Raw genomic sequence first — 24,453 nt, forward strand, 5'->3', positions numbered from 1 at the left:
TCCTCTCAGCGGGTCTTGGCCAGCGTGCCCAGGTAGAGCTCGATCACCTTGGGGTCGGTCATCAGGTTGCTCCCGGTGTCGGTGTAGGCGTTGCGGCCCTGGTCGAGCACGTATCCGCGGTCGCAGATCTGCAGGCACCGCCGCGCGTTCTGCTCGACCATGATGATCGAGACGCCGGTGGCGTTGATCCGCCGGCAGCGGATGAAGACCTCGTCCTGGTAGGCGGGGGAGAGGCCGGCCGAGGGCTCGTCGAGCAGGAGCACCGACGGGTCCATCATCAGCGCCCGGCCCATCGCGACCATCTGCCGTTCGCCGCCGGAGAGCGCCCCGGCCTTGCCCTTGCGCCGCTCACCGAGCAGCGGGAACAGGTCGATGACGTAGTCGAAGCGCTCCTTGAACGTCTTCGGCCGCAGGTAGACGCCCATCTGCATGTTCTCCTCGATGGTGAGCGAGGGGAACACGTTGTTGTTCTGCGGGACGTACCCGACGCCGAGGGACACCAGCCGGTGCGCTGGGGCGGAGGTGATGTCCTCCCCGCGCAGCGTCACCGCGCCCGAGCGCACCGGGATCAGCCCGAACAGCGTCTTGAGCAGGGTCGACTTGCCGGCGCCGTTCGGCCCGATGATGCCGACGAGCTCACCCTCCTGCAGGTAGAAGTCGCAGCCGCGGAGGATGTTCACCCCCGGCACGTAGCCGGCCACCAGGTCGTCGGCGCGCACCAGGGCGCCCTCGGCGAGGCGGACGTGCTCCTCGCGGGTGGCCGCCTTCTCCGCGGGGGAGAGGGTGGCGGCCGGCGAGGCGGCCTGGTCGGCCCGGGTGAGGTCCTCGCCGGACTCGTCCACCTGGAACAGCGGGTCGCTCATCGGTCGGTCTCCCCTCGGGGCGTGCCGTCCGATTGCAGCACCTCACCCTCCGTGCGTTCTTCCTGCGCGATCGCGTGCTCCGCCTCGGCGAGGACCCGGTCCTCCTCCTCGACGGTGAGCGGTGCGTCGTGGTGGGCGCCCAGGTAGGCGTCGACCACGGCCTGGTTCTGGCTGATCGCCTCCGGTGGCCCCTCCGCGATCACCCGGCCGGCCGCCATGACGACGACCCAGTCGCTGATGTCGCGGACGACGTCCATGTCGTGCTCGACGAAGATCACCGTCATGCCCTGCTCGCGCAGGTCCTTGACGTGGCCGAGCAGGCTCTGGGTCAGTGCCGGGTTCACCCCGGCCATCGGCTCGTCGAGCATGACGACGGTCGGATCGCTCATCAGCGCCCGTGCCATCTCCAGCAGCTTGCGCTGACCGCCGGAGAGCGTGCCGGCGAAGTCGTCCCTCTTGGCGTCGAGCTTGAACCGCTGGAGCAGGTCCATCGCCTTCTCGGTGTTGGCCTTCTCCTGGGAGCGCCACCCCGGCAGCAGCGCGCCGAGGAAGCTCTCGCCCTTCTGGCCCTGGGCGCCGAGCAGCATGTTCTGCAGCACGGTCAGCCGCGACAGCGCCTTGGTCAGCTGGAAGGTCCGCACGACGCCGAGCCGGGCGACCTTGTGCGGCGGCAGGTTGGACAGCGACCGGCCGTCGAAGGTCCAGCTGCCGCTGTTGGGCTGGTCGAAGCCGGTCAGCAGGTTGAACAGCGTCGTCTTGCCGGCACCGTTGGGCCCGATCAGGCCGGTGATGCCGCCGCGCTGCACCTCGAGGTGGTCGACGGACACCGCGGTGAGGCCGCCGAAGGTCCGGGTCACCCCGTCGACGACGACGATCGGGTCCGGCTTGGCGACCCCGACCTCCCACGGGACGTCCCGGAGGGCGGCCTGGGCCAGCCGCCGCGGCGCACCGCCGGTGCCGCCCGCGCCGCCGGACGCGGCGTGCGCCCCGCTCGCGGCCGGCTCGGTGGGCGTGGGGTCAGCGGGCATCGAGCATCACCTCTCGTCGGTCACCGAAGATGCCTTGTGGCCGGAAGACCAACAACAGCATGAGCCCGAGGCCGACCAGGACGAAGCGGATCTGCGCCACGTCGGTGGAGGTCAGCAGGCCCTCGGGGATGAGCCCGTTCTCGATGAGGGCGCGCAGGCCGGTGTCGGCGAACTGGAGGAGGAACAGCAGGATCATCCCGCCGACCACCGCGCCGAACACCCGGGCTGCGCCGCCGAGGATCAGGGCGGCGTAGGCGAGGAACGTGTTGGCGTTCTGGTACTGGTCGGGGATGGCCGAGCCGGTGCCGACGGCGTAGATCATCCCGCCGAGCGCACCGAGGATGCCGCCGAGCACCAGCGCCTGCATCTTGTAGGTGTAGACGTTCTTGCCCAGGGCGCGGACGGCGTCCTCGTCCTCGCGGATGGAGCGGACGACGCGGCCCCACGGGCTGCGCATGAGCGCCCAGATGAGCAGGCAGGACAGGGCCACCAGCGACCAGCCCACGAGCGCCACCCAGAGCTCCCCACCGGACCAGCTGGTGCCCAGGATGCGGTAGCGCGCGTTGGTGGTCCACGGCGCGAGCGCCAGGAAGTCGCTGTTGAAGGCGGAGATGCCGCGGGTCCCGTTGGTCAGCGGGGTGGCCGAGACCGACCGGAACACCAGGCGTAGCCCCTCGGCGGCGGCGATGGTCACGATCGCCAGGTAGTCCGCGCGCAGCCGCAGGGTCGGCAGGCCGAGCAGCAGGGCGAGCACGATCGCGGCAGCCAGGCCGACGAGGACCCCGACCCAGAAGTTCAGTCCCCACTTGCTGACCGAGATGGCGATGCCGAACCCGCCGAGCATGGCGAAGGCGATCTGCCCGAAGTTCAGCAGGCCGGTGTAGCCGAACTGCACGTTGATGCCGAGGGCCAGCAGGACGAAGAAGATGGCCTGGAACCCCAGAGCGGCCTTGCCGGCGACCGCGACGGCGTTGATGAGTTCGCTCATGGGGTCAGCCCACCCGGACGCGGCTGCCCAGGATCCCCTGGGGCCGGATGACGAGGATGACGATCAGCAGCAGCAGCCCGCCGACGTACTTGACGTCGTTCGGGACGACGAGGGTCGACATCTGGACGAAGACGCCGACGACCAGGCTGCCGATGAGCGCGCCGTAGGCGGTCCCGAGCCCCCCGAGCGTGACACCGGCGAACATGAGCAGCAGCAGGCGGAAGCCCATGTCCCACTGCACCTGGTCGGACAGGCCGAGCAGGACGCCGCCGAGCGCGGCCAGCGTCCCACCCATCATCCAGACGACCAGGATGACCCGGTTGACGTCGATGCCGGAGGAGGCGGCGAGGTCACGGTTGTCCGAGACCGCCCGCATGGCCTTGCCGATCTTGGTGCGCTGCAGCATGAGCGCGACCAGCACGAGGACGACGATCGAGATGACCACGGAGGCGAGGTCGGCGCCCGTCATGCGGAAGAGGCCGTAGTCGACGGCCCGGCCGCCCCCGACGCCCTCGTAGGCGTTGGACCGGCCGCCGTAGACCAGCTGGATCAGGTAGCGCAGCAGCAACGAGAGGCCGATCGACACGACCAGCGCCGCGATCAGCCCGGTGCCGCGGCGCCGCAGCGGCCGCCAGAGCCCCAGCTCGTTGAGCGCGCCGACGGCGGCGCCCACGAGCATCGCGATCAGCGCCGACAGGACGAACGGAACGCCGCCCTCGACGTTGATGAACCAGGCCGCGACCGCGCCGATGGTGACCAGCTCGCCGTGGGCGAAGTTGGTCAGGCCCGTCGTCCCGAAGATCAACGACAGGCCGACGGCGCACATCGCGATGAGCAGGCCGAACCGGATGCCGTCGACGAGCAGCTGGACGGCGCGCACCGTGCCACCGCCGCTCTCCCGGCTGCCGTCGTTGAGCCCGATGATGGCCGCCTGCCGGCGCCCCTCCTCGACGGTGACCGTGCGGCTGTCCTCACCCGCCAGGACCACGCCCTCCGGCAGGTCGTCGGCGTCGATGCTGACCACGTAGTCACCCGGGCCGGGGAGGTCGACCTCCCAGCGGCCCTGCTCGTCGGTCTCGACCGTGTCGACCTCTTCGCCGTCGACGGTCGTGACCGTCACCTCGACACCCTCGATCGGGCCGCTCCGGCTGGTCTGCAGGGTGCCGGCGAGCTGCTCGGTGGCCGCTCCCTCGTCGGTGGCCTGGGCGAACCCCGGGACGACGGCGGCGAGCCCGAGCCCGAAGGCGGCGACGAGCAGGACGCGGACCAGGTACCTGAGGCGTGCGTCGGAGCGGTCCCGTCCGGTCGAGGCGCGTGGGGCTCTCTCTGGGCGGCGACCGTGTCGTCGGGCACGGCCTGGCGCGTGCGTCACGCGACCTCCCTGGCGTGTGAGTGGAGGGGGGACCGTAACCCAGGTGTGTTTCGGGTCGCCGTCCTCGCTGCGAGCTGTGACCTTTCCGCGACACGCCGCCCCGATCCACCCCCTCCGCGGCGGCGCGCCGTCGTGATCAACCCTCCTCCTGGGTGCACGCTCTGGCCACAGTCCAGGGGAGGACTCCTGTGTCAGGTTCCGGTTCGCGGTCCCGCGTCACGACGCGCACGGCGCGTCCCGACGACCTGCCCGCCGTCCTCGCCCTGGTGCGCCAGCACCGGGCCGAGGCCCACGCCGAGGGCGTGCTCACCGGACAGACACCCGGGGCCGCCGCGGCCGCCGGGTTCCGCCGGCTGCTCGCCGACGACGGTCACCGGGTGGCGCTGGCGGTCCGGCCGGACCCGGACGTCGGCGGTGCCGGCGAGGTGGTGGTGGGGCTGGCGATCCTCGGCGTCGACCCGCTGTCGGTGGTCCTCGGCGTCCGCCAGGTGACCGTCGACAACCTCGTCGTCCACCGGGAGCACCGCCGCTGCGGAGCGGGGGCCGCCCTGCTCGGCGCCGCGGTCGCCTTCGCGGCCGAGACCGGCGCCGACCACGTGGTCGCCGCGGTCGGCGGGCACGAGGCCGAGCGGCTGCGGTTCCTCGCCCGGATGGGCTTCGCGCCGCTCACCACCCGCCGGATCGTCCCCCGGGAGAGCCTCGCGCGGGCGCTGGCCGCCTGGCGGCGCGGTGGCGTGCCCATCCCCGTGCCGCGCCGTCCACCGGTCCGCCGACGGCCGGTCGACCGGGGAGTTCCGCTCGTGGACGCCGCCGAGGGCTGAGTGAGGACCCCTCTCAGGCGCCGCCGAGCATGCAGGTCAGCCGGGCCGTGGCCGTCGGCCGGCCCTGCTCGTCGCTGACCTCGACCCGGAAGGTGGCCAGGGTGCGGCCGCGGCGGACCGGCGTGGCCACCGCCGTCACGAACCCGCTGGTCGCCGGCCGCAGGTAGCTGACGTTGAGCTCCACGCCCACGCACCGGCGTCCGGGGCCGGCGCCGAGGGCGGCCGCCCAGGACCCCACCGTCTCCACCAGCGCGCAGGTCGCCCCGCCGTGCAGCAGCCCCGCCGGCTGCTGGTTCCCCTCGACCGGCATGGTCGCGACCAGGTGGTCGGGGTCGTAGTCGGTGATCTCGATGCCGAGCTTCTCGTCGAGCGGGCTGACGTGGCCGGTGGGCAGCCAGTCGGGAGGGGCGAGGGTCACCGGGGCACGGTAGCCAGCAGGCGGACGGCGCCTCGCCGGGGCCCGCCGCCGGACCGGCGGTGTCGGTGACCGCACCTAGGATCGGCGGTGATGTCCGCTCCGGTCTCCGCCCTCGCGTCCCCTGCCGTCCCGACCACCGGTGGGCCGCGCCCCCGGCTGCTCCTGCTCGACGGGCACTCCCTGGCCTACCGCGCCTTCTTCGCGCTGCCGGTGGAGAACTTCTCGACCACCACCGGCCAGCCGACGAACGCGGTCTACGGCTTCACGTCGATGCTGATCAACATCCTGCGCGACGAGCAGCCCACCCACCTCGCGGTCGCCTTCGACGTCGGCCGCAAGACCTTCCGCAGCGAGATCTTCGCGGAGTACAAGGCCAACCGCGCCGAGAGCCCGACCGACTTCCGCGGCCAGGTCAGCCTCATCCAGGAGGTGCTGGGCGCGCTGCGCGTGCCGGTCATCACCGCCGAGGGCTACGAGGCCGACGACGTCATCGCGACGCTGACCGTCGCGGCGGTCGAGCAGGGCATGGACGTGCTGATCGCCACCGGCGACCGCGACGCGCTGCAGCTGGTCAACGAGCACGTCACCGTGCTGTACCCGCGCAAGGGCGTGTCCGACCTGACCCGGTTCACGCCGCAGGAGGTGGAGACCAAGTACGGGCTCTCCCCTGCGCAGTACCCCGACTTCGCGGCGCTGCGCGGCGACCCCAGCGACAACCTGCCGAGCATCCCGAGCGTCGGCGAGAAGACGGCCGCGAAGTGGGTCCGCGAGTACGGCTCCCTCGACGCGCTCGTCGACCAGGTGGACACCGTCAAGGGCAAGGTCGGCGAGAAGCTGCGCGAGCACCTCTCCTCGGTGATGCAGAACCGGCGGCTGACCGAGCTCGACCGCGCCGTTCCGCTGGAGCTGGGCCCGGCCGACCTCGCCGTCCGCGCGTGGGACCGCAACGAGGTGCACACCCTCTTCGACAACCTGCAGTTCCGGGTGCTCCGGGACCGCCTGTTCGCGACCCTCACCAGCGCCGAGCCCGAGGTCGAGGGCGGCTTCGACGTCGCCGTCGACGAGGTGCCGGCCGGCGGGCTGGGCGCGTGGCTGGAGCGGAACGCGCGGACCGGCCGGACCGGCGTCATCTTCCGCGGCACGTGGGGGAGGGGCGGCGGGGAGCTGACCGGCATCGCGCTGGCCGCCGCCAACGACTCCGCCACGTTCGTCGACCTCGGACCCGGCCTGGACGTCGCCGACGAGCAGGCGCTGGCCGCCTGGCTCGCCGACCCGGCCACCCAGAAGGTCGTGCACGAGGTCAAGGGCCCGCTGCTGGCGGTGTGGGCGCGGGGCTGGGAGCTCGACGGCGTGGTCAGCGACACCGCGCTGGCCGCCTACCTGGCGCTGCCGGGGCAGCGGTCCTTCGACCTCGGCGACCTCGCCGTCCGCTACCTGCGCCGTGAGCTCAAGGACACCGCGACCGAGGAGACGCAGCTCACCCTCGACGGGCTGGGCCCGTCGGAGGACGACCTCGCCCGCGAGGCCGCGACCGCCGACGTGCTCAAGGCGGTGGCGGTCAACGACCTGTCCGACGCGCTGGAGACGGTGCTCGGCCAGCGCGGCGGGGACGCCCTGCTCGGCGCGATCGAGCTGCCGCTGACCCGGGTGCTCGCGGCCATGGAGTACCGGGGCATCGCGGCGGACCTCCCCTTCCTCCAGGGGCTGCAGCGCGAGTTCGCCGAGGGCGTCGCCGACGCGGCCGCCGAGTGCTACGCCGTCATCGGCCGCGAGGTGAACCTCGGTTCGCCGAAGCAGCTGCAGGCGGTGCTCTTCGACGAGCTGGGACTGCCGAAGACGAAGAAGATCAAGTCCGGCTACACGACCGACGCCGAGGCGCTGACCTCGCTGCTCGCGTCGACCGGGCACCCGTTCCTCGAGCACCTGCTGCGGCACCGCGACGTCACCCGGCTGCGCACCGTCATCGACGGGCTGATCCCGATGGTCGACGACGCCGGGCGCATCCACACGACCTTCCAGCAGACGATCGCCGCGACCGGCCGGCTGTCCTCGACCGACCCGAACCTGCAGAACATCCCCATCCGCACCGCCGAGGGCCGGCGGATCCGGCAGGCGTTCGTGGTCGGCGCGGGCTACGAGTCGCTGATGACCGCCGACTACAGCCAGATCGAGATGCGGATCATGGCGCACCTCTCCGGCGACGAGGGGCTGATCGAGGCGTTCACCTCGGGGGAGGACCTGCACTCCTTCGTCGCCTCCCGGGCGTTCGGCATCCCCATCGAGGACGTCGACCCCGAGATGCGCCGGCGGATCAAGGCCATGAGCTACGGCCTGGCCTACGGTCTGTCGGCCTACGGGCTGTCCCAGCAGCTGCGCATCTCCACCGAGGAGGCGCGCGAGCAGATGAACGCCTACTTCGAGCGCTTCGGCGGCATCCGCGACTACCTCGACAGCGTGGTGGAGGAGGCGCGGCTGTCCGGCTACACCGAGACGACGCTCGGCCGGCGCCGCTACCTGCCCGACCTGACCAGCGACAACCGGCAGCGCCGCGAGATGGCCGAGCGGATGGCGCTCAACGCCCCCATCCAGGGCTCGGCGGCCGACGTCATCAAGGTCGCCATGCTCAACGTGGAGAAGGCCATCGCCGCCGACGGGCTGCGGTCGCGGATGCTGCTCCAGGTGCACGACGAGCTCGTGCTCGAGGTGGCCCCAGGGGAGCGTGAGGCGCTGGAGTCGCTGGTCCGCCGGGAGATGGCCGGCGCCGCAGAGCTGTCGGTGCCCCTGGAGGTCTCGGTGGGCTTCGGCGCCAGCTGGGACGCCGCCGCCCACTGAAGGAGGACCCCGGTGCCCCCCGCGCCGGGGCCAGGTGCCGTGCACGGGTGATCGCCGACCTCGCGGTGTGGTCGCCGAACCCGCGTCGTAGCGCGAGGTCGCCGACCACACCGCGGGTCCGGCGCATGGGCCGCCACCTTCCGGCCGGCGGAGCACCGACTTGTCCGGGGTGCCGGCAGCGGGGACGGTCAGGTGGTGACCGACGACACGGTGCTGGTGGTCGGCGCCGGACCGGTGGGGATCCTCAACGCCCTCGGCCTGGCGCGGGCGGGGATCCCCGTCACCGTGCTCGACCGGGCGCCCGGCGTCGTGCGGTCGCCGCGGGCCGCCATCTACCACTGGGCGGCTCTCGACGGGCTGGAGCGGCTCGGCGTCTACGAGCAGGCGGCCACCCGCGGCTTCCTCAAGCAGGACTACGAGTACCGGGCGTACAAGACCGGTGAACGGGTCCGGTTCGGGCTGGACCCGCTGGAGGGCCTGGTCGAGCGCCCGTACAACCTGCACCTCGGCCAGGGGGCGCTGGTCGAGATCGCCCTCGCGGAGCTGGCCGCCCACGACTCGGCCACCGTGCTGTGGCAGCACACCGTCGTCGCCGTCGACCAGGACGACGACCGGGTGACCGTCACCGTGGAGACGCCCGACGGCGTCCGCACCTCCACGGCGGGCTGGCTGATCGGGGCCGACGGCGCGTCGAGCGCGGTCCGCAAGGCGGTGGGCCTGCCGTTCGAGGGCTTCACCTGGCCCGAGCGCTTCGTCGCGACCAACGTCCGCTACCCGTTCGCCGAGCACGGGTTCGCGCAGAGCACCTTCATCGTCGACGACGTGTACGGCGCGGTGATCGCCAAGCTCGACGACTCGGCCGGCGGCGGGTTGTGGCGCTACACCTACTGCGAGTCCCAGGACCTGCCCGAGGACGGCGTCCTGGACCGGATGCCCGACGTCCACCGCGCGGTGCTGCCCACGCCCGCCGAGGTCGAGATGGCGGAGTGGGCCCCGTACCGGATGCACCAGCGGGTGGCGCCGCGGTTCCGGGAGGGGCGGGTGCTGCTGGCCGGCGACGCCGCCCACGTCACCAACCCCTCCGGCGGCCTCGGGCTCACCGGGGGCCTGTTCGACACCTTCGTGCTGCAGGAGGCGCTCGCCGCCGTGGTCCACGGCACCGCCGACCAGTCGGTGCTCGACGCGTACAGCCGCGAGCGGCGCCGGGTCTTCGTCGAGCTGGTCGACCCCGCCGCCACGGCGATCAAGAAGATGATCTTCCACAACTCCGATCCGGAGCAGCTGGAGCGGGACATGGCCGGCCTGCGCCGGCTGGCCACCGACCGCGATGCGCTGATCGAGCGGCTGATGCTCACCAAGCGGATGGAGACGCCGTCCCTCATCGGCGCCTGGTGAGCCGACGGTCGATTCGACCTCCACCTCGACCTCGACCGGAGGTCGAGGTCAGGGACGGTGGCAGACCAGCACGAGCGTGCCCGGGACCAGCGCCCCGCGCTCCGGCGACCACTGACCCCACTCCTGGGTGCGGCCCGGCGTCCACTCGGGCTCGATCAGGTCCGCCAGCACGAACCCGGCGCCGACCACCGCGCGCACCCAGTCGCCGACGGTGCGGTGGTGCTCGACGTAGACGGTCTCCCCGTCCTCGCCGGTCTCGACGTAGGGCCGGCGGTCGAAGTAGGAGGAGACGATCCGCAGGTCCTCGGGGTCGGGGGAGTCCGGGAGGGGCCAGCGCATCGGGTGGTTGACGGACGCGACGAACCGCCCGCCGGGCCGCAGTACCCGTGCCACCTCGGCCAGCGCACCCTCGACGTCGGCCACGAACGGCAGCCCGCCGTAGGCCGAGCAGGCCAGGTCGACGCTCGCGGCGGCCAGCGGCAGCGCCCCGACGTCGGCCTGCACCAGCGGGACGTCGATCCCCGTGGCGCGGTTGAGGTCGGCGGCGCGGGCCAGCATCCCCCCGGAGACGTCCAGCGCGACGACGTCGGCCCCCTGCCGGCGCAGCCACCGGGCACACGGAGCCGAGCCGCAGCCGACCTCCAGCACCCGCCGCCCCGCGACGTCCCCGAGCAGGTGCGCCTCGCCCTCCCGCAGCCCCTCCGGACACCAGAGGAAGTCGACGTCGCCGAGGTCGGCCCCGTGCTCGGCGAGGTACGCCGGCGCGGCGGCGTCCCACCACCGCCGGTTGGCGCGCACCGACTCCGCCGCGTCCGCCTCCCGGCGCTCGACGCCGCTCGGCGCCGGGTAGCCGTCGTCGGCCAGGGGGAGGCCGGATGCCGGGGGCAGGGGAGCGATCATGACACGCCGATCGTGACACGCCCGGGGGCTCCGGAGGCGGCGCGACCCAGGTGGACCCGGTGCTGCTGCGCTCCGTACCATGGGGGATGCGCCAGAGGTCTGTCAGTGCTGTGCCCACCGGGGTCCAGCCCGCGCCGGCTCTCCCCGCTCCCCGCGGCAACCCGGCCGCGGGTCCCCTGTCCCTACGCATCCCCCGTCCGGAGCACTCGACCACATGACCTCCACCCAGGTCCGTCCTAACAGCACCCCCCAGGTCGCGATCAACGACATCGGCACCGCCGAGGACTTCCTCGCCGCGATCGACCAGACGATCAAGTACTTCAACGACGGCGACATCGTCGAAGGCGTCATCGTCAAGGTCGACCGGGACGAGGTGCTGCTGGACATCGGCTACAAGACCGAGGGCGTCATCCCCTCGCGAGAGCTGTCCATCAAGCACGACGTCGACCCCAACGAGGTCGTCAGCGTCGGCGACGAGGTGGAAGCCCTCGTCCTCCAGAAGGAGGACAAGGAAGGCCGTCTGATCCTGTCCAAGAAGCGCGCACAGTACGAGCGCGCCTGGGGCACGATCGAGGCGAAGAAGGAAGCCGACGAGGTCGTCACCGGCACCGTCATCGAGGTCGTCAAGGGCGGCCTCATCCTGGACATCGGCCTGCGCGGGTTCCTCCCCGCGTCGCTGGTCGAGATGCGCCGCGTCCGCGACCTGCAGCCCTACGTGGGCCGGGAGCTCGAGGCGAAGATCATCGAGCTGGACAAGAACCGCAACAACGTCGTCCTGTCCCGTCGGCAGTGGCTGGAGCAGACGCAGTCCGAGGTCCGCAGCGAGTTCCTCAACAAGCTCGCCAAGGGTCAGGTCAGGACCGGCGTCGTCTCCTCGATCGTCAACTTCGGCGCGTTCGTGGACCTCGGCGGCGTCGACGGTCTCGTGCACGTCTCCGAGCTGTCCTGGAAGCACATCGACCACCCCTCCGAGGTCGTCGAGGTGGGCCAGGAGGTCACCGTCGAGGTGCTCGACGTCGACCTCGACCGCGAGCGGGTCTCGCTGTCGCTCAAGGCGACGCAGGAGGACCCGTGGCGGCAGTTCGCCCGGACCCACCAGATCGGCCAGGTCGTGCCCGGCAAGGTCACCAAGCTGGTGCCCTTCGGTGCGTTCGTGCGTGTCGACGAGGGCATCGAGGGCCTGGTGCACATCTCCGAGCTGGCCGAGCGCCACGTGGAGATCCCCGAGCAGGTCGTGCAGGTCGGCGACGAGATCCTGGTCAAGGTCATCGACATCGACCTGGACCGGCGCCGGATCTCGCTGTCGCTCAAGCAGGCCAACGAGGGTGTCATCGGCGACGAGGAGCAGTTCGACCCCGCCGCCTACGGCATGGCCGCGTCCTACGACGACCAGGGCAACTACATCTACCCCGAGGGCTTCGACCCCGAGACCGGCGAGTGGCTCGAGGGCTACGACGAGGCCCGGGAGACGTGGGAGCGGCAGTACGCCGAGGCCCAGGCCCGCTTCGAGGCGCACCGCAAGCAGATCGCCGACGCCCGCGCGGCCGACGCGGAGGCTGCGGCCGGTGGCAACTACTCCACCGGTGAGGCCGAGGTCAGCGACACCTCCGGCGGGACCCTCGCCAGCGACGAGGCGCTCGCGGCCCTGCGGGCCAAGCTGGCCGGCGGCGAGTGACCGCACTCGGCTGAGCTGATCGGCTGAAGGGCTGAGGCCCGGGACCCCGTGGGGTCCCGGGCCTCAGTCGTCCCTCCCATCCCCTGGAGGGACGAGGAGAGGACCCGCGCGTGTCCGCGGGGCCTCCCTGTCGGGGGCGGCCCTCCTGCAGGGACCCGCCGCGAGCGTGCGAGGCGACGGGGGGCAGGAGGGCCCGCTCTCAGAGGCTGAGGATGATCGCGAACGCCGTGCGCGGGCGGCCGCCGGAGTCGGCCAGGAACGACCAGGTGTGCCGGCCGGCGGGGGCGGTCGCGGACAGCCAGCGCAGGAAGGCGTTGCGCGGGCGCACGGCCGGGGCGTTGCGCTCGAGTCGCTCCCGCACGGCCGGCAGGTCCGTGACCCGGACGCCGGTGGGGCGGTCGAGCCGGTGCCGGCCAGGACCGCGACGCGTGGCAGCAGGGGACGACGAGGGGGCCGCGTGGGCGGGACGGGACATGGTCGGTTCTGCCTCTCTCGGCGGGGATGAACGCCGAGGCGGACGTTATCCACGGGACGCGTGTGACTGGAGCGACGCGCCGGGCTGGATGGACGGGTGTTACCTGTCCGTGATGGGCCCCCGGGTGCTGGCTACTGTCCGCCCATGCTGCGGATCGGGCTGACCGGCGGGATCGGATCGGGGAAGAGCACGGTGGCCGGCCTGCTCGCCGCCCGCGGGGCCCGGATCGTCGACGCCGACCGCATCGCCCGCGAGGTCGTCGAGCCCGGCACCCCCGGGCTGGCCGCCGTCGCCGACGCCTTCGGCCCGGAGGTGCTGACGTCGGAGGGAGCGCTGGACCGCCCGGCCCTGGCCGCCGTCGTGTTCGCCGACCCCGCGGCACGGGCCCGGCTCGACGGGATCGTCCACCCGCTGGTCCGCGCGCGGGCCGCGGAGCTGGTCTCGGCGGCGCCTCCGGACGCCGTCGTGGTCCAGGACGTGCCGCTGCTGGTGGAGACCGGCCAGGCGGCGGGCTACGACCTCGTGCTGGTGGTGGAGGCCGACCTGGAGACGCGGGTCCGCCGGCTGGCGCAGCGCGGCCTGGCCGAGGCCGACGCGCGCGCCCGGATCGCCGCGCAGGCGACCGACGAGCAGCGCCGGGCGGTGGCCGACGTCGTCCTGGACAACAGCGGCTCTCCCGAGGACCTGGCCGCCCAGGTCGACCGCTTCTGGGCCGAGCGCGTCGGGCCGGCCCTCGGCGCGTGAGACGCGCCCCACCGGCCGGGAACGCGAAGGGCCCCAGGTCGATCGACCTGGGGCCCTGCTGCTGTGGGCGATACTGGGTTCGAACCAGTGACCTCTACCGTGTCAAGGTAGCGCTCTACCACTGAGCCAATCGCCCGTTCCGGTCTGCCGGCCGGCCCGTTCCACCGCTCCCGGGGGAGCCGAGGTGGAGACGGGATTTGAACCCGTGTAGACGGCTTTGCAGGCCGTTGCCTCGCCTCTCGGCCACTCCACCGCACACGGGCGCCGGTCTCGCGACCAGCGCCCGAGGTTCCGAGCGGACGACGGGATTCGAACCCGCGACCCTCACCTTGGCAAGGTGATGCTCTACCAGCTGAGCCACGTCCGCGTTGCTGTCCTACGGGAGAGAACCATACCCGACCGCGAGTGCGGCTCCGAAGGGGGGTCCCTCCTCCGCCTGCGTCAGCGAGCGCCGGGGTCGGCGCCGCCGTTGGACAGCAGGGCGGTCAGTTCGTCGTCCACCGCGAGGACGGAGGCCTCCTCGCCCATGGGGACGATGGTCTCGGTGAGCTGCAGGAACCCGGCCACCGCGCCGCGGGAGAGCTCGAACAGCGCCTCGCCCGAGGGGGCGCGCAGGTGGAGGTAGAGGACGTCGCCGGCCGTGCGGGACGGCCACAGGCGCACGTCACCCTCGCCGGCCGGGCGGTCGAGACTGGACTGCAGCAGCTCGCGCGCGAGCAGCCAGGAGATGCCCTCGCCGCCGTCGGTGCCGCTGTCGCCGAAGGTGATCCGGACGGCGAAGGGGTCGCTGACCTGATAGCTGAGCAGCGCCGGCACCTCGGTCCACGACTGTGGTCCGATCAGGTGGAGGGTGGTGGGGCACGTGTACCCGGGCGTCGAGCGGCTGATCATGACCCGAACAACGACCTTCCCTGAGACGGGTCACGCCGCGGCGTCTGCCGGGCGTGTCCATCCTGTAGTGCCCCCTCCGGGGCCGGCTGAACCGTGGAGCCTCCCCGCGAACGCGGTGGCGTGTGACCATGGACACGTGAGCCGTCCGGCACGGCGGGCCGGGCACGGGCCCGGCGACGCCGACCTCCTGCTGCGGGTGCGCGCAGGGGACGGGGCCGCCCTGGAGGAGCTCTACCTGCGCTACAGCCGCCCGGCGTTCGCCCTCGCCCGGCGCATCCTGGCGGACGACGCGCTGGCCGAGGACGTGCTCCAGGAGGTGTTCCTGGGGGTGTGGCGCGACCCGGCCGCCTACGACCACGACCGCGGCAGCCTCTCGTCCTGGCTCATGGGGCTGGTGCACCACGAGGCCGTCGACGCCGTCCGCCGGGAGGAGGCCCACCGGCGGCGGCTGGGCCGCGCTGACGACCCCGCCGGGGAGCCGGCGTCCGGCGGCGACGTCGAGGAGGACGTGTGGGGGCGGATCGTCGCCGCCCGCGTGCGGGCCGCGCTGGGCGCGCTCCCGGACGCCCAGCGGGAGGCGCTGACGCTGGCCTACTACGGCGGCTACACGCAGCGGGAGGTGGCGGCACTGACCCGGGCACCGCTCGGCACGGTCAAGACACGCATGCTGGCCGGCATGCGACGGCTCCGGGAGGACCTCGGCACGGTCGCCGGCCGCTCGATGGGTGGTGCCCTCCACGACGTCACCCACGTCGACGGGCCGGGCCGGTGAGCGAGCTCCCCGGGGCGCCGCGGCGACCGGACGGGCACGGGACGTTCGACGAGCTGGCCGTCGGCTGGGCGCTGCACGCGCTCGAGCCCGAGGAGGAGACCCTCGTCGCCGCCCACCTGCCCGGCTGCGCCCGCTGCCGGGGCACCGTCGCCGAGACCACCGAGGTCATGGGCGCGCTGGCCGCCGACCTGCCGCCGGCCCGGCCCTCCGACCGCCTGGGCGAGCGGCTGCGCGCGGCCGTCGGGGAGACCGCGCAGCGCGTTCCGGCCGAGCGGCCGCCGGGTCCCCGGCCCGCACCGGAGGGGGACGCCGTCGCCTGGCCGGCCGACCTGCCCGCCGTCGGGTTGCCCGGCTACCCCGTGCCCGACCCCGTCGAGCCGCCGCTGCCACCGACGCCCTGGCGCCGCGTGCTGCCCAGCGCCCTCCTCGCGGGGGCGGTGGCGGCGATGCTGGCCCTGGGCACCTGGAACGTGGTGCTCAGCACCGCGCGGGACGAGGCGCGGGCGGCGGCGGCCGTGCAGGCCGACGTCGTCAACGCGCTGCTCACCCCCGGCCGGGCGACGATCGCGCCGCTGTCCGGGGACGACGGCGCGCCGCTGGCGACGGTGGTCGCCAGGGCCGGCCGGGTGCAGGTGGTCACCCACGGCCTGCCGGTCAACGAGGCCGCGGCGCAGACCTACGTGATCTGGGGCATCACCGGTGACACGCCGGTGGCCCTGGGCACCTTCGACGTGCTCCGACCACAGATGGACCTGCGGACCGTAGGCTCCGCCTCGATCGGTCTCGACGACTACTCGGCCTACGCGGTCAGCCTCGAGCCCGGTCGCCAGGCTCCGTCGGACCCGACGGACGTCGTCGCGCGCGGGGAGGTGACCAGCTGACCGGTCCGGAGACGGTGACCCCTGTCGAGCGGCGAGGGCACCAGACGAGAGAGCAACTGCAGGAGCACTACGGCCACGACAGCCACCGCAGCCTGCGGGAGCGGGTGGCCGGCACCCGCTGGCGCCGTCGGCTGGCCGCGCGCCGCACCGTCGACTCCACCTACCGGCTGGGCGTGGGCATCGTCGGCGGCCTGATCGTCGCCGTCGGGCTGGTCACCATCCCGCTGCCCGGGCCCGGGTGGCTCACCGTCATCGCCGGGCTCTTCGTGCTCGCCACGGAGTTCTTCTGGGCCGAGCGGCTGCTGGAGTTCACGAAGAAGCACGTCAAGGCCTGGACCGACTGGCTCGGCCGGCAGGCGCTGTGGGTGCGGCTGGCGGTCGCGCTCGTGACGGCGGCCTTCGTCTACGGCGTCCTGGTGGTCACCCTGCACATGATGGGCGTGCCCGGCTGGGTCCCGGGGTGGGTGCCGCTCTGGCGGTGAGGGTCTGGCACAATGAACTCGCGCACGGGCGATTGGCTCAGTGGTAGAGCGCTTCGTTCACACCGAAGAGGTCACTGGTTCGAACCCAGTATCGCCCACCCCCGGCAGAGGCCCGGTCCGCGACGGCGGACCGGGCCTCTCCGCGTCTGCGGCGCCGGCCGCGAGCGGGGACCATGGGGTCGATGCCTCCGCGCCGGTCCCCAGCCGCCCCCGCCGGCCCGCACCCGCGGCAGCCCGGTCGCGCCGCCCGGCTGGCGGCCGTGGTGGAGCGCGACGGCGGTACCTGCATCTGGTGCGGCCGCGGCTTCGGGCCCCTCGTGGCGGCGACCACCGAGCACGTCGTCCCGCGGGTCAAGGGCGGCCCGTCCTGGCTGGAGAACGAGGTGGCCGCCTGCCGCCGGTGCAACGCCGACCGGGGGCACCGCCCGCCGGTCGACTGGCTCGAGGAGTGCGAGCGGCGCGGCTGGGCGCCGGACGCACCGCGGCTGGCGCGGGCCCTGGCCGCGCTGGGGGAGGCCATCGGGCGGGTGGGCGGCCAGCGGCGGGCGCGGCCCTACCTCGACGCCCAGCTCAGGCGGGTGCGCCGCCGGTTCCCCGAGGCCGCCCCCGACCGGCGACGTACGGTCGCCCCGTGACCGACGTCGTGGGCAGCATCGCGCAGGTGACGGTCTACCCGGTCAAGAGCCTCGGTGGCCGGACCGTCGCCGAGGCGGAGGTCTCGCCGGCCGGCCTGGCCGGCGACCGGGCGTGGCGCGTCGTCGACGCGACGACGGGGGAGCCGGTGACGGTCAAGACCACCCCCGCGATGGCCGGCGTCGTCGCCACGGGGGACGACGAGGCCGACACGATCACCCTCACCGAGGTGCTGGGCCGGCCCGTCCGGCTGGAGCGGGCCGCCGGGCCACAGGTCGACGCCGCCGCCGTCCACCTGGTGAGCCGGGCGGCCGTCGCCCACGCCGCCGCCGGGGAGGTGCCCGAGGGCTGCTCGGCCGACGACCCCCGCGCCAACCTCCTGCTCGACCTCCCGCCCGGTGCCGACGAGCGCGGCTGGGTGGGGCGCACCGTCCGCATCGGCGCCGTCGAGCTGCAGGTCACCCGCACGCCCAAGCACTGCCTGGGTGTCTACGCCGACGTCCGGCGGCCGGGGACGGTGCGCGTCGGAGACCGGGTCGAGGTGGCTCCGCACTAGCGTCGTCGGCGTGCCCAGCTCCAGCCGCCGGCCGGTCGCCGCCGGGGTCCTCGCGCTGCTGCTGGCCGCCTGCGGCGCCGCTCCGGAGCCGGAACCGGAGGCCGCACCGTCCGCGACGTCCGCCTCCGCCCCGCCGGCCCCGGAGTCGGTCACCGTCGTCGCCACCGGCGACGTGCTGGTGCACCAGGACGGCGCCCTGGTCGCGGGGGCCGCCACCGGGGACGGCGGGTACGACTTCACCGGGGTGTTCGCGCCGGTCGCGCCGGTCATCGGGGACGCCGACCTGGCCATCTGCCACCTGGAGACGCCGGTCGCCCCGGCGGGCGGGCCCTACCGCGGGTACCCGAGCTTCGCCGTCCAGCCGGAGGTCGTCGACGCGCTGGCCGGCGCCGGCTACGACCTGTGCACCACGGCCTCCAACCACTCGCTGGACGCCGGCGTCGGCGGGGTGGCCCGCACCCTCGACGTCCTGGACGCGGCCGGGATCGCCCACACCGGCACCTACCGCTCGCAGGCCGAGAGCGCGACCCCGGTCGTGCTCGACGTCGCCGGTGTGCGCGTGGCCTCGGTGTCCGCGACGTTCGGCCTCAACGGCGTGCCGCTGCCGCCCGGGCGGCCGTGGGCGGTGGACGTCGCCGACGTGCCCGACGTCGGGGGCGTGCTGGCCGCCGCGGCCCGGGCGCGCGCCGCCGGGGCGCAGATCGTGGTGGCCAGCCTGCACTGCTGCGCCGAGTACGACCACGAGCCGACCGCCGCCCAGGAGCAGGCGGTGCGGGCGCTGCTCGCCTCGCCGGACGTCGACCTGGTGCTGGGCCACCACGCCCACGTCGTGCAGCCGTTCGAGCGGATCGACGGCGAGTGGGTGGCCTACGGACTCGGCAACCACCTGGCCGAGCACTCGACCCGCGGCTACGCCACCGAGGACTCGGTGGCCGCCCGCTTCACCTTCACCCGCGGCGGCGACGGCCGGTTCACCGTCACCCGGGCCGAGGCCGTGCCGCTGCTCATCGACCGCCGTCCCGACGAGGTGCAGGTCGTGCCCGCGGACCCGGCCACGTTCGAGCGGGTGGCCGCGGTGCTCGACCGGCGGGGGGCGCGCGCCGCGGGGCTGGAGATCGTCGCCGGCTAGGTCGGGTGCTCCGGTTCCGGGTGCTCCGGTGGCTACCCTTCCCCTGTCCGGCCGACCCGGCCGGGCCGCACCGATCGACCTCCAGGAGCCCTCGTGTCAGCCGCGCCCACCCCTGCCGCCGCCGCGCCGATCCGGGTGCCGGCCGGGACCACGGCCCTGGACGCGCTCAAGGAGGCGGGGGTGCCGCTCAAGGGTCCCGACGGCGCGGTGGTCGTCCGCGACCTGGCCGGCGGGGACCTCCGGGACCTCGCCTGGGTGCCCGACGCCGACGCCGAGGTGGAGCCGGTGCCCGCGGCCAGCCCCGAGGGCCGCGCGGTGATCCGGCACTCGACGGCGCACGTGCTGGCGCAGGCCGTGCAGGAACTGTTCCCCGGCACGCGGCTGGGCATCGGCCCGCCCATCGAGAACGGCTTCTACTACGACTTCGACCCCGAGCGGCCGTTCACGCCCGACGACCTCAAGGCCCTCGAGAAGAAGATGACCGAGATCGTCCGTGCCGGGCAGAACTTCGCCCGCCGCGAGATCAGCGACGCCGACGCGCAGGCCGAGCTCGCGCACGAGCCGTACAAGCTGGAGCTGATCGGGCTCAAGGGTGGTGCCGGCGAGGCGGCCGAGGGTGCCGACGTCGAGGTCGGCGGCGCCCAGCTGACCATGTACGACAACCTCGACCCCCGGACCGGTGAGCGGGTCTGGACCGACCTGTGCCGCGGCCCGCACCTGCCGCGCACCAACACGATCCCGGCGTTCAGCCTCACCCGGTCCGCCGCCGCCTACTGGCGGGGCAGCGAGAAGAACCCGCAGCTGCAGCGCATCTACGGCACCGCGTGGGAGAGCAAGGACGCGCACAAGGCCCACCTCGAGCACCTCGCGGAGGCAGAGCGCCGCGACCACCGCCGCCTCGGCGCGGAGCTGGACCTGTTCAGCTTCCCCGACGAGATCGGGTCGGGCCTGGCCGTCTTCCACCCCAAGGGCGGGGTGGTGAAGCGGGAGATGGAGGACTACGTCCGCGCCCGCCACATCGAGGAGGGCTTCGACTACGTCGGGACGCCGCACATCACCAAGGCGCACGTCTTCGAGCTGTCCGGCCACCTGCCGTACTACGCGGACACCATGTTCCCGCCGATGGAGCTGGAGAACGCGCAGTACTACCTCAAGGCCATGAACTGCCCCATGCACAACCTGATCTTCCGGTCGCGCGGGCGGTCCTACCGCGAGCTGCCGCTGCGGTTCTTCGAGTTCGGCTCGGTGTACCGGTACGAGAAGTCCGGCGTCGTGCACGGCCTCACCCGCGTGCGCGGGCTGACCCAGGACGACTCGCACAGCTACGTCACCCCCGAGCAGGCCCCCGGCGAGATCCGGCACCTGCTGGCCTTCGTGCTCGGCCTGCTGCGGGACTTCGGCCTCGACGACTACTACCTGGAGCTGTCCACCCGCGGCGACGACCCGGACAAGCAGGACAAGTTCATCGGGTCCGACGAGGACTGGGAAGTGGCCACGAAGGTCCTCGAGCAGGCGGCGCGGGAGACCGGCCTCGAGCTCGTGCCCGACCCGGGCGGCGCGGCCTTCTACGGCCCCAAGATCTCCGTCCAGACCCGGGACGCCATCGGGCGCACGTGGCAGATGTCGACCATCCAGTACGACTTCAACCAGCCGGCCGGCTTCGGCCTGGAGTTCACGGCGGCCGACGGTTCGCACCAGCGGCCGGTGATGATCCACTCGGCCAAGTTCGGGTCGATCGAGCGGTTCTTCGCGGTGCTCACCGAGCACTACGCCGGAGCCTTCCCGGCCTGGCTGGCCCCCGTCCAGGTGGTCGGCATCCCGGTCACCGACGAGCAGGTGTCCTACCTGACCGACGTCGCGCTGAAGCTGAAGGCCCGCGGGATCCGGGTCGAGGTCGACGACTCCGACGACCGCATGCAGAAGAAGATCCGCACCGCCAGCAAGCAGAAGGTGCCGTTCGTGCTCATCGCCGGGGCGACCGACGCCGAGGCGGGGGCGGTCTCCTTCCGGTTCCGCGACGGCAGCCAGCACAACGGCGTCCCCGTCGAGCGGGCCGTCGCGGCGATCGCGCAGTGGGTGGCGAGCCGGGCCAACGCCGACCCCACCGCCGAGGCCCTGGTGGCCGGATGAGCACCGACGCGGAGGAGGGCTTCCAGGTCGCCGTCTCCAGTGACGACGGCGGGCCGGCCACGGTCTTCGAGCACCTGTGGACGCCGTACCGGATGGCCTACATCCGTGGTGAGGGCAAGCCCACGGGCGCGCACGACTGCCCGTTCTGCCTGATCCCGCAGATGGACGACGAGGAGGGGCTGATCGTCGCCCGCGGGGCCCTGGTCTACGCGGTGCTCAACCTGTACCCCTACAACGCCGGCCACCTCATGCTGGTCCCGTACCGGCACGTGCCCGACTACACCGACCTCACCGACGACGAGGTCGCCGAGCTCGGCGCCTTCACCCAGACCGCGATGCGGGTGGTGCGCTCGGTCTCCGGGGCGCACGGGTTCAACATCGGCATGAACCAGGGCTCGGTCGCCGGGGCCGGCATCGCCGACCACCTGCACCAGCACGCGGTGCCGCGCTGGGGCGGGGACACCAACTTCATGCCGGTCATCGGGCTGACCCGCGTGCTGCCGCAGGTGCTGCGCGAGACGCGCGAGCTGCTCTCGCAGCAGTGGCCCGGCGCGCGGGTCCGGGGGGACTGAGTGCTCGGGGTCAACGCGCGGGCGGCCGTCGGCCGCTTCTGGGCACCGGTCGTGGCCTGGCTGCTGCGCGCCGGGGTGACGGCGGACATGGTCACGCTGACCGGCACGGTCGGCGCGGTCGCCGGAGCGGTCGGGCTGATCGCCACCGGGCACCTGTTCTGGGGCGCGTTCACCGTCACCGTCTTCGTGCTGCTGGACATGCTCGACGGCGCGCTGGCCCGCGCCCGCGGCGGCGGATCGGTGTTCGGCGCCGTCCTCGACTCCACGGGCGACCGGGCCGCCGACGCCGCCGTCTTCGGCGCCCTGGTCTGGTGGTTCTCCGGGGCGGGGGACAACCGGCTGCTGGTGCTGCTGGCGCTGCTCTGCCTGGTCCTCGGGGTGCTCACCTCCTACATCAAGGCGCGCGCCGAGGGGATGGGCCTGTCCTGCGACGTCGGCGTCGTCGAGCGCACCGAGCGGCTGATCCTCGTGCTCGCCGGCACCGGGTTCACCGGGCTCGGCATCCCGTACGCCGTGCACGTCGGCCTCTGGGTCCTGCTCGCGGGCAGCGCGGTCACCGTCGGCCAGCGGTTCCTCGCGGTGTACCGGCAGTCCCGCGGCCGGTCGCTGCCCGCCCCGCCGTCGAGCCCCCCTGCCGGGCTGACCCCGTGAGTGACGCGGCGCGGACCGAGCCCGGTCCGGCGGCACCCCCGCTCGCGGTGGTCCCCGGGCGCCCGGGGCTGCGGGCCCGCGCCGGCGCGCGGCTGACCGACCTCGGCTTCGCCGCGGGCTGGGGCGCGGTGACGCGGCTGCCCGAGCCGGTGGCCCGCGGGGCCTTCGACCTCGCCGGCCGCTGGGCCGCGCGGCGGGACGGCCGCGGCGTCCGGCAGCTGCGGGCGAACCTGCGGGTGGCCACCGGCGGGCGGCTGCCGGAGGCCGAGCTGGACGCGCTGACCACCCGGGCGGTGCGCTCCTACGCGCGCTACTGGCAGGAGGCGTTCCGGCTGCCGCGGCTGAGCAGTGACCGGATCGTCGCCGGCACCGAGGTCGTCGGCCTCGAGCACGTGGTGGCGGCGCGGAACGGGGGGCGGCCCCTGGTGATGGTCCTGCCGCACAGCGGGAACTGGGACGCCGCCGGGGTGTGGTTCATCGACCACCTCGACGGCCCGTTCATGACCGTCGCCGAGCGGCTGCGGCCCGAGTCCCTGTACCGCCGGTTCCTGGACTACCGGGAGTCCCTCGGCATGCGGGTGGTGCCGCTCACGGGCGGGCCGCGGCCCAGCACCGAGGTGCTCCGGGAGTGGCTGTCCGCCGGCGGCGTGACCTGCCTGCTGGTCGACCGCAACCTCGGCAGCGGAGGAGTCGAGGTCGAGTTCCTCGGCCGGCGGGCGACGATGCCCGGGGGGCCGGCGCTGCTGGCCTCGCAGACCGGGGCGGCGGTGGTCCCCACCGTCTGCCAGTTCACCGAGCAGGGGTGGCGGCTGGTGTTCTCCCCGGAGGTGCCGGTCGACGGTCCCGGCCGGCTGCGCGACCGGGTGGGGACGGCGATGCAGGGCGTCGCCGACGCCTTCGCCGAGGGCATCGCGCGCCGGCCCGAGGACTGGCACGTCCTCGGCCGCATCTGGGCCGACGTGCCGCCCGACCCGCCGGAGCGGACCCGGCCGGGGCGTGCCGGATGAGGGTCGGGCTGGTCTGCCCCTACCAGTGGGACGTCCCCGGCGGCGTCCAGTACCACGTGCGCGACCTCGCCGAGACGCTGCGCGGGATGGGGCACCACGTGGAGGTGCTCACCCCGGCCGAGCGGGAGGAGTCCCTTCCCGCCGAGCACGTCACCTGGGCGGGGCGCACCGTCCCGGTCCCCTACAACGGCTCGATGGCCAGCGTGCAGTTCGGGCCGGTGTCGGCCGCGCGGGTGCGTCGCTGGCTGCGCGAGGGCCACTTCGACGTCGTCCACGTGCACGACCCGGCGCCGCCGTCGATCGGCCTCCTGGTCTGCATGATCGCCAAGGGCCCGATCGTGGCGACCTTCCACGCGGCCACCATCCGGTCGAAGTGGCTGGCCGCGTGGGGACCGGTGATCCGGCCGTGGCTGGAGAAGATCTCCGGGCGGATCGCCGTCTCCGACTTCGCCCGGCGGGTGCAGGTCGAGCACCTCGGCGGCGACGCGGTGATCATCCCCAACGGCGTGCACGTGGCCGCCTTCGCCGACGGCCCCACCCTGCCCGGCCTCAGCCGGGGTGTCGACGGCCCGACCATCGGCTTCCTCGGCCGCTACGACGAGCCGCGCAAGGGCCTGCCGGTGCTGCTGGAGGCGATGCGCACCGTCGTCCGGCAGCACCCCGGCGCCCAGCTGCTCATCGCCGGGCGCGGTGACCCCGACGAGGTGGGCGACCTGCTCGGCGAGGACCTGCGCCCGCAGGTGGCGCTGCTCGGCGAGCTCTCCGAGGAGGAGAAGGGCGCCTTCCTCCGGTCGGTCGACGTCTACTGCGCGCCCAACCTGCTGGGGGAGTCCTTCGGGATCATCCTGATCGAGGCCCTGGCCGCGGGCGCGCCCATCGTCGCCAGCGACCTGGACGCCTTCGCCCAGGTGCTGGAGGACGGATCGGCCGGCGTGCTGGTCCGGCGCGGCGACGCCCACCAGCTGGCGCTCGCCCTGGGCGCGCTGCTCAGCGACCCGCGGCGGCGGGCGGAGCTGTCGGACGTCGGGCAGCGGGTGGCCGCCGGGTACGACTGGTCGGTGATCGCCCGCCGGATCCTCGCCGTCTACGAGACCGTGGCGCTGCCCGGTGTGGGCGAGGTCACCGCCGAGGACGGCGACGACGAGCTGGACCGGTTGCCCGTCGTCCCGGATGACGAGGAACCGGGCGACGCCCCGATGCGAGCGGCCCTGCGACGGTGGGTGCAGCGCTAGCCTGAC

Annotated in this window: 24 protein-coding genes and 4 tRNA genes; 17 read left to right on the forward strand and 11 right to left on the reverse strand. The window is 73.7% G+C overall.

The features are described from left to right. Positions 1-5: 5 nt before the first annotated feature. From MY526_RS19205 to MY526_RS19220, 4 genes are read right to left on the reverse strand one after another with little or no spacing between them, the layout of a single operon-like run. On the reverse strand, positions 6-863 hold the full coding sequence (locus tag MY526_RS19205; protein ID WP_436704841.1) for an ABC transporter ATP-binding protein: 858 nt from the start codon (positions 861-863) through the stop codon (positions 6-8). After that, positions 860-1,891 (reverse strand): ABC transporter ATP-binding protein, encoded by a 1,032-nt coding sequence (locus MY526_RS19210; protein WP_436704842.1) that lies wholly within the window; start codon positions 1,889-1,891, stop codon positions 860-862. Before MY526_RS19210 ends, MY526_RS19205 begins: the two co-directional genes overlap by 4 nt. Next, on the reverse strand, positions 1,881-2,879 hold the full coding sequence (locus MY526_RS19215) for a branched-chain amino acid ABC transporter permease (RefSeq protein WP_436691568.1): 999 nt from the start codon (positions 2,877-2,879) through the stop codon (positions 1,881-1,883). The genes MY526_RS19210 and MY526_RS19215 overlap by 11 nt, the downstream gene beginning before the upstream one ends. A gap of 4 nt (positions 2,880-2,883) precedes the next feature. Further along, a complete protein-coding gene (locus tag MY526_RS19220) occupies positions 2,884-4,251 on the reverse strand; it encodes an ABC transporter permease subunit (protein WP_436704843.1) in 1,368 nt (455 codons plus the stop codon). Between the two features lie 188 nt (positions 4,252-4,439). Here MY526_RS19220 and MY526_RS19225 point away from each other — a divergent pair, with 188 nt between their 5' ends. After that, the gene (locus MY526_RS19225; protein ID WP_436691570.1) at positions 4,440-5,072 is read left to right on the forward strand and encodes a GNAT family N-acetyltransferase; all 633 of its coding nucleotides are present in this window, start codon (positions 4,440-4,442) and stop codon (positions 5,070-5,072) included. Between the two features lie 13 nt (positions 5,073-5,085). Here the strand turns inward: MY526_RS19225 and MY526_RS19230 are convergent, their stop codons facing one another. Then, positions 5,086-5,490, reverse strand: a complete 405-nt coding sequence (locus tag MY526_RS19230) for a PaaI family thioesterase (RefSeq protein WP_436691571.1) — start codon at positions 5,488-5,490, stop codon at positions 5,086-5,088. Positions 5,491-5,580: 90 nt separating this feature from the next. Between MY526_RS19230 and polA the strand changes: the two genes are divergently transcribed. Both polA and MY526_RS19240 read left to right on the forward strand, forming a co-directional pair. Continuing rightward, entirely contained in the window at positions 5,581-8,322 is a 2,742-nt protein-coding gene (polA, locus tag MY526_RS19235) for a DNA polymerase I (protein ID WP_436704844.1), read from the forward strand. Between the two features lie 195 nt (positions 8,323-8,517). Then, a complete protein-coding gene (locus tag MY526_RS19240) occupies positions 8,518-9,717 on the forward strand; it encodes an FAD-dependent oxidoreductase (protein WP_436704845.1) in 1,200 nt (399 codons plus the stop codon). Positions 9,718-9,765: 48 nt separating this feature from the next. On the opposite strand, the gene MY526_RS19245 is transcribed toward MY526_RS19240, so the two are convergent. Beyond that, complete coding sequence (locus tag MY526_RS19245) at positions 9,766-10,617, reverse strand: class I SAM-dependent methyltransferase (protein WP_436691574.1); 852 nt, start codon at positions 10,615-10,617, stop codon at positions 9,766-9,768. Between the two features lie 214 nt (positions 10,618-10,831). Between MY526_RS19245 and rpsA the strand changes: the two genes are divergently transcribed. Then, a complete protein-coding gene (gene rpsA / locus MY526_RS19250) occupies positions 10,832-12,292 on the forward strand; it encodes a 30S ribosomal protein S1 (RefSeq protein WP_436691575.1) in 1,461 nt (486 codons plus the stop codon). 199 nt (positions 12,293-12,491) lie between these two features. Here rpsA and MY526_RS19255 read toward each other — a convergent pair whose 3' ends face one another. Beyond that, a complete protein-coding gene (locus MY526_RS19255; RefSeq protein ID WP_436691576.1) occupies positions 12,492-12,653 on the reverse strand; it encodes a hypothetical protein in 162 nt (53 codons plus the stop codon). Positions 12,654-12,911: 258 nt separating this feature from the next. Here MY526_RS19255 and coaE point away from each other — a divergent pair, with 258 nt between their 5' ends. Continuing rightward, positions 12,912-13,511 (forward strand): dephospho-CoA kinase, encoded by a 600-nt coding sequence (gene coaE / locus MY526_RS19260; RefSeq protein ID WP_436691577.1) that lies wholly within the window; start codon positions 12,912-12,914, stop codon positions 13,509-13,511. A gap of 64 nt (positions 13,512-13,575) precedes the next feature. Here coaE and MY526_RS19265 read toward each other — a convergent pair. From MY526_RS19265 to MY526_RS19280, 4 genes are all read right to left on the reverse strand, one after another. Then, positions 13,576-13,647: transfer RNA gene (locus MY526_RS19265), tRNA-Val, on the reverse strand. A 46-nt stretch (positions 13,648-13,693) separates the two neighbouring features. Then, positions 13,694-13,764, reverse strand: a tRNA-Cys gene (locus tag MY526_RS19270). Between the two features lie 41 nt (positions 13,765-13,805). Beyond that, positions 13,806-13,878 (reverse strand) — tRNA-Gly (locus MY526_RS19275). A gap of 74 nt (positions 13,879-13,952) precedes the next feature. Then, positions 13,953-14,402, reverse strand: a complete 450-nt coding sequence (locus MY526_RS19280) for an SsgA family sporulation/cell division regulator (RefSeq protein ID WP_436691578.1) — start codon at positions 14,400-14,402, stop codon at positions 13,953-13,955. A 136-nt stretch (positions 14,403-14,538) separates the two neighbouring features. Here MY526_RS19280 and MY526_RS19285 point away from each other — a divergent pair, with 136 nt between their 5' ends. The 12 genes from MY526_RS19285 (at position 14,539) to MY526_RS19340 (ending at position 24,447) form a co-directional block, all read left to right on the forward strand. Further along, the gene (locus tag MY526_RS19285) at positions 14,539-15,174 is read left to right on the forward strand and encodes a sigma-70 family RNA polymerase sigma factor (RefSeq protein ID WP_436691579.1); all 636 of its coding nucleotides are present in this window, start codon (positions 14,539-14,541) and stop codon (positions 15,172-15,174) included. Further along, positions 15,171-16,055, forward strand: coding sequence for an anti-sigma factor domain-containing protein (locus tag MY526_RS19290; protein WP_436704846.1), 885 nt, complete (start codon positions 15,171-15,173; stop codon positions 16,053-16,055). Before MY526_RS19285 ends, MY526_RS19290 begins: the two co-directional genes overlap by 4 nt. Before the next feature lie 14 nt (positions 16,056-16,069). Continuing rightward, positions 16,070-16,537, forward strand: a complete 468-nt coding sequence (locus tag MY526_RS19295; protein ID WP_436691581.1) for a TIGR02611 family protein — start codon at positions 16,070-16,072, stop codon at positions 16,535-16,537. A 26-nt stretch (positions 16,538-16,563) separates the two neighbouring features. After that, positions 16,564-16,635 (forward strand) — tRNA-Val (locus MY526_RS19300). Between the two features lie 84 nt (positions 16,636-16,719). Beyond that, complete coding sequence (locus MY526_RS19305; protein ID WP_436704847.1) at positions 16,720-17,172, forward strand: HNH endonuclease; 453 nt, start codon at positions 16,720-16,722, stop codon at positions 17,170-17,172. Next, positions 17,169-17,726 carry an MOSC N-terminal beta barrel domain-containing protein gene (locus MY526_RS19310; protein ID WP_436704848.1) on the forward strand — a complete coding sequence of 186 codons (558 nt, stop codon included), beginning with the start codon at positions 17,169-17,171 and terminating at the stop codon, positions 17,724-17,726. The genes MY526_RS19305 and MY526_RS19310 overlap by 4 nt, the downstream gene beginning before the upstream one ends. A gap of 10 nt (positions 17,727-17,736) precedes the next feature. Beyond that, positions 17,737-18,855, forward strand: coding sequence for a CapA family protein (locus MY526_RS19315; protein ID WP_436704849.1), 1,119 nt, complete (start codon positions 17,737-17,739; stop codon positions 18,853-18,855). A 93-nt stretch (positions 18,856-18,948) separates the two neighbouring features. Further along, complete coding sequence (gene thrS / locus MY526_RS19320) at positions 18,949-20,985, forward strand: threonine--tRNA ligase (protein ID WP_436704850.1); 2,037 nt, start codon at positions 18,949-18,951, stop codon at positions 20,983-20,985. Beyond that, on the forward strand, positions 20,982-21,557 hold the full coding sequence (locus tag MY526_RS19325) for an HIT family protein (RefSeq protein WP_436704851.1): 576 nt from the start codon (positions 20,982-20,984) through the stop codon (positions 21,555-21,557). The genes thrS and MY526_RS19325 overlap by 4 nt, the downstream gene beginning before the upstream one ends. Further along, positions 21,558-22,208 carry a phosphatidylinositol phosphate synthase gene (gene pgsA, locus MY526_RS19330; RefSeq protein WP_436704852.1) on the forward strand — a complete coding sequence of 217 codons (651 nt, stop codon included), beginning with the start codon at positions 21,558-21,560 and terminating at the stop codon, positions 22,206-22,208. Then, the gene (locus MY526_RS19335; protein ID WP_436691588.1) at positions 22,205-23,215 is read left to right on the forward strand and encodes a phosphatidylinositol mannoside acyltransferase; all 1,011 of its coding nucleotides are present in this window, start codon (positions 22,205-22,207) and stop codon (positions 23,213-23,215) included. Before pgsA ends, MY526_RS19335 begins: the two co-directional genes overlap by 4 nt. Then, positions 23,212-24,447 carry a glycosyltransferase family 4 protein gene (locus tag MY526_RS19340; protein ID WP_436704853.1) on the forward strand — a complete coding sequence of 412 codons (1,236 nt, stop codon included), beginning with the start codon at positions 23,212-23,214 and terminating at the stop codon, positions 24,445-24,447. Before MY526_RS19335 ends, MY526_RS19340 begins: the two co-directional genes overlap by 4 nt. The last annotated feature ends 6 nt before the right edge of the window (positions 24,448-24,453 follow it).

It is taken from the genome of Geodermatophilus sp. CPCC 205761 (genome assembly GCF_051383655.1).
GTDB lineage: Bacteria > Actinomycetota > Actinomycetes > Mycobacteriales > Geodermatophilaceae > Geodermatophilus.

Bases quoted from the DNA above. Each gene is read 5' to 3' on its own strand.
- coaE (WP_436691577.1), top strand. From the start codon at position 12,912: ATGCTGCGGATCGGGCTGACCGGCGGGATCGGATCGGGGAAGAGCACG.
- MY526_RS19305 (WP_436704847.1), top strand. From the start codon at position 16,720: ATGCCTCCGCGCCGGTCCCCAGCCGCCCCCGCCGGCCCGCACCCGCGG.
- MY526_RS19325 (WP_436704851.1), top strand. From the start codon at position 20,982: ATGAGCACCGACGCGGAGGAGGGCTTCCAGGTCGCCGTCTCCAGTGAC.
- MY526_RS19280 (WP_436691578.1), bottom strand. From the start codon at position 14,402: ATGATCAGCCGCTCGACGCCCGGGTACACGTGCCCCACCACCCTCCAC.
- MY526_RS19210 (WP_436704842.1), bottom strand. From the start codon at position 1,891: ATGCCCGCTGACCCCACGCCCACCGAGCCGGCCGCGAGCGGGGCGCAC.
- MY526_RS19215 (WP_436691568.1), bottom strand. From the start codon at position 2,879: ATGAGCGAACTCATCAACGCCGTCGCGGTCGCCGGCAAGGCCGCTCTG.
- MY526_RS19245 (WP_436691574.1), bottom strand. From the start codon at position 10,617: ATGATCGCTCCCCTGCCCCCGGCATCCGGCCTCCCCCTGGCCGACGAC.
- polA (WP_436704844.1), top strand. From the start codon at position 5,581: ATGTCCGCTCCGGTCTCCGCCCTCGCGTCCCCTGCCGTCCCGACCACC.
- rpsA (WP_436691575.1), top strand. From the start codon at position 10,832: ATGACCTCCACCCAGGTCCGTCCTAACAGCACCCCCCAGGTCGCGATC.
- MY526_RS19205 (WP_436704841.1), bottom strand. From the start codon at position 863: ATGAGCGACCCGCTGTTCCAGGTGGACGAGTCCGGCGAGGACCTCACC.
- MY526_RS19340 (WP_436704853.1), top strand. From the start codon at position 23,212: ATGAGGGTCGGGCTGGTCTGCCCCTACCAGTGGGACGTCCCCGGCGGC.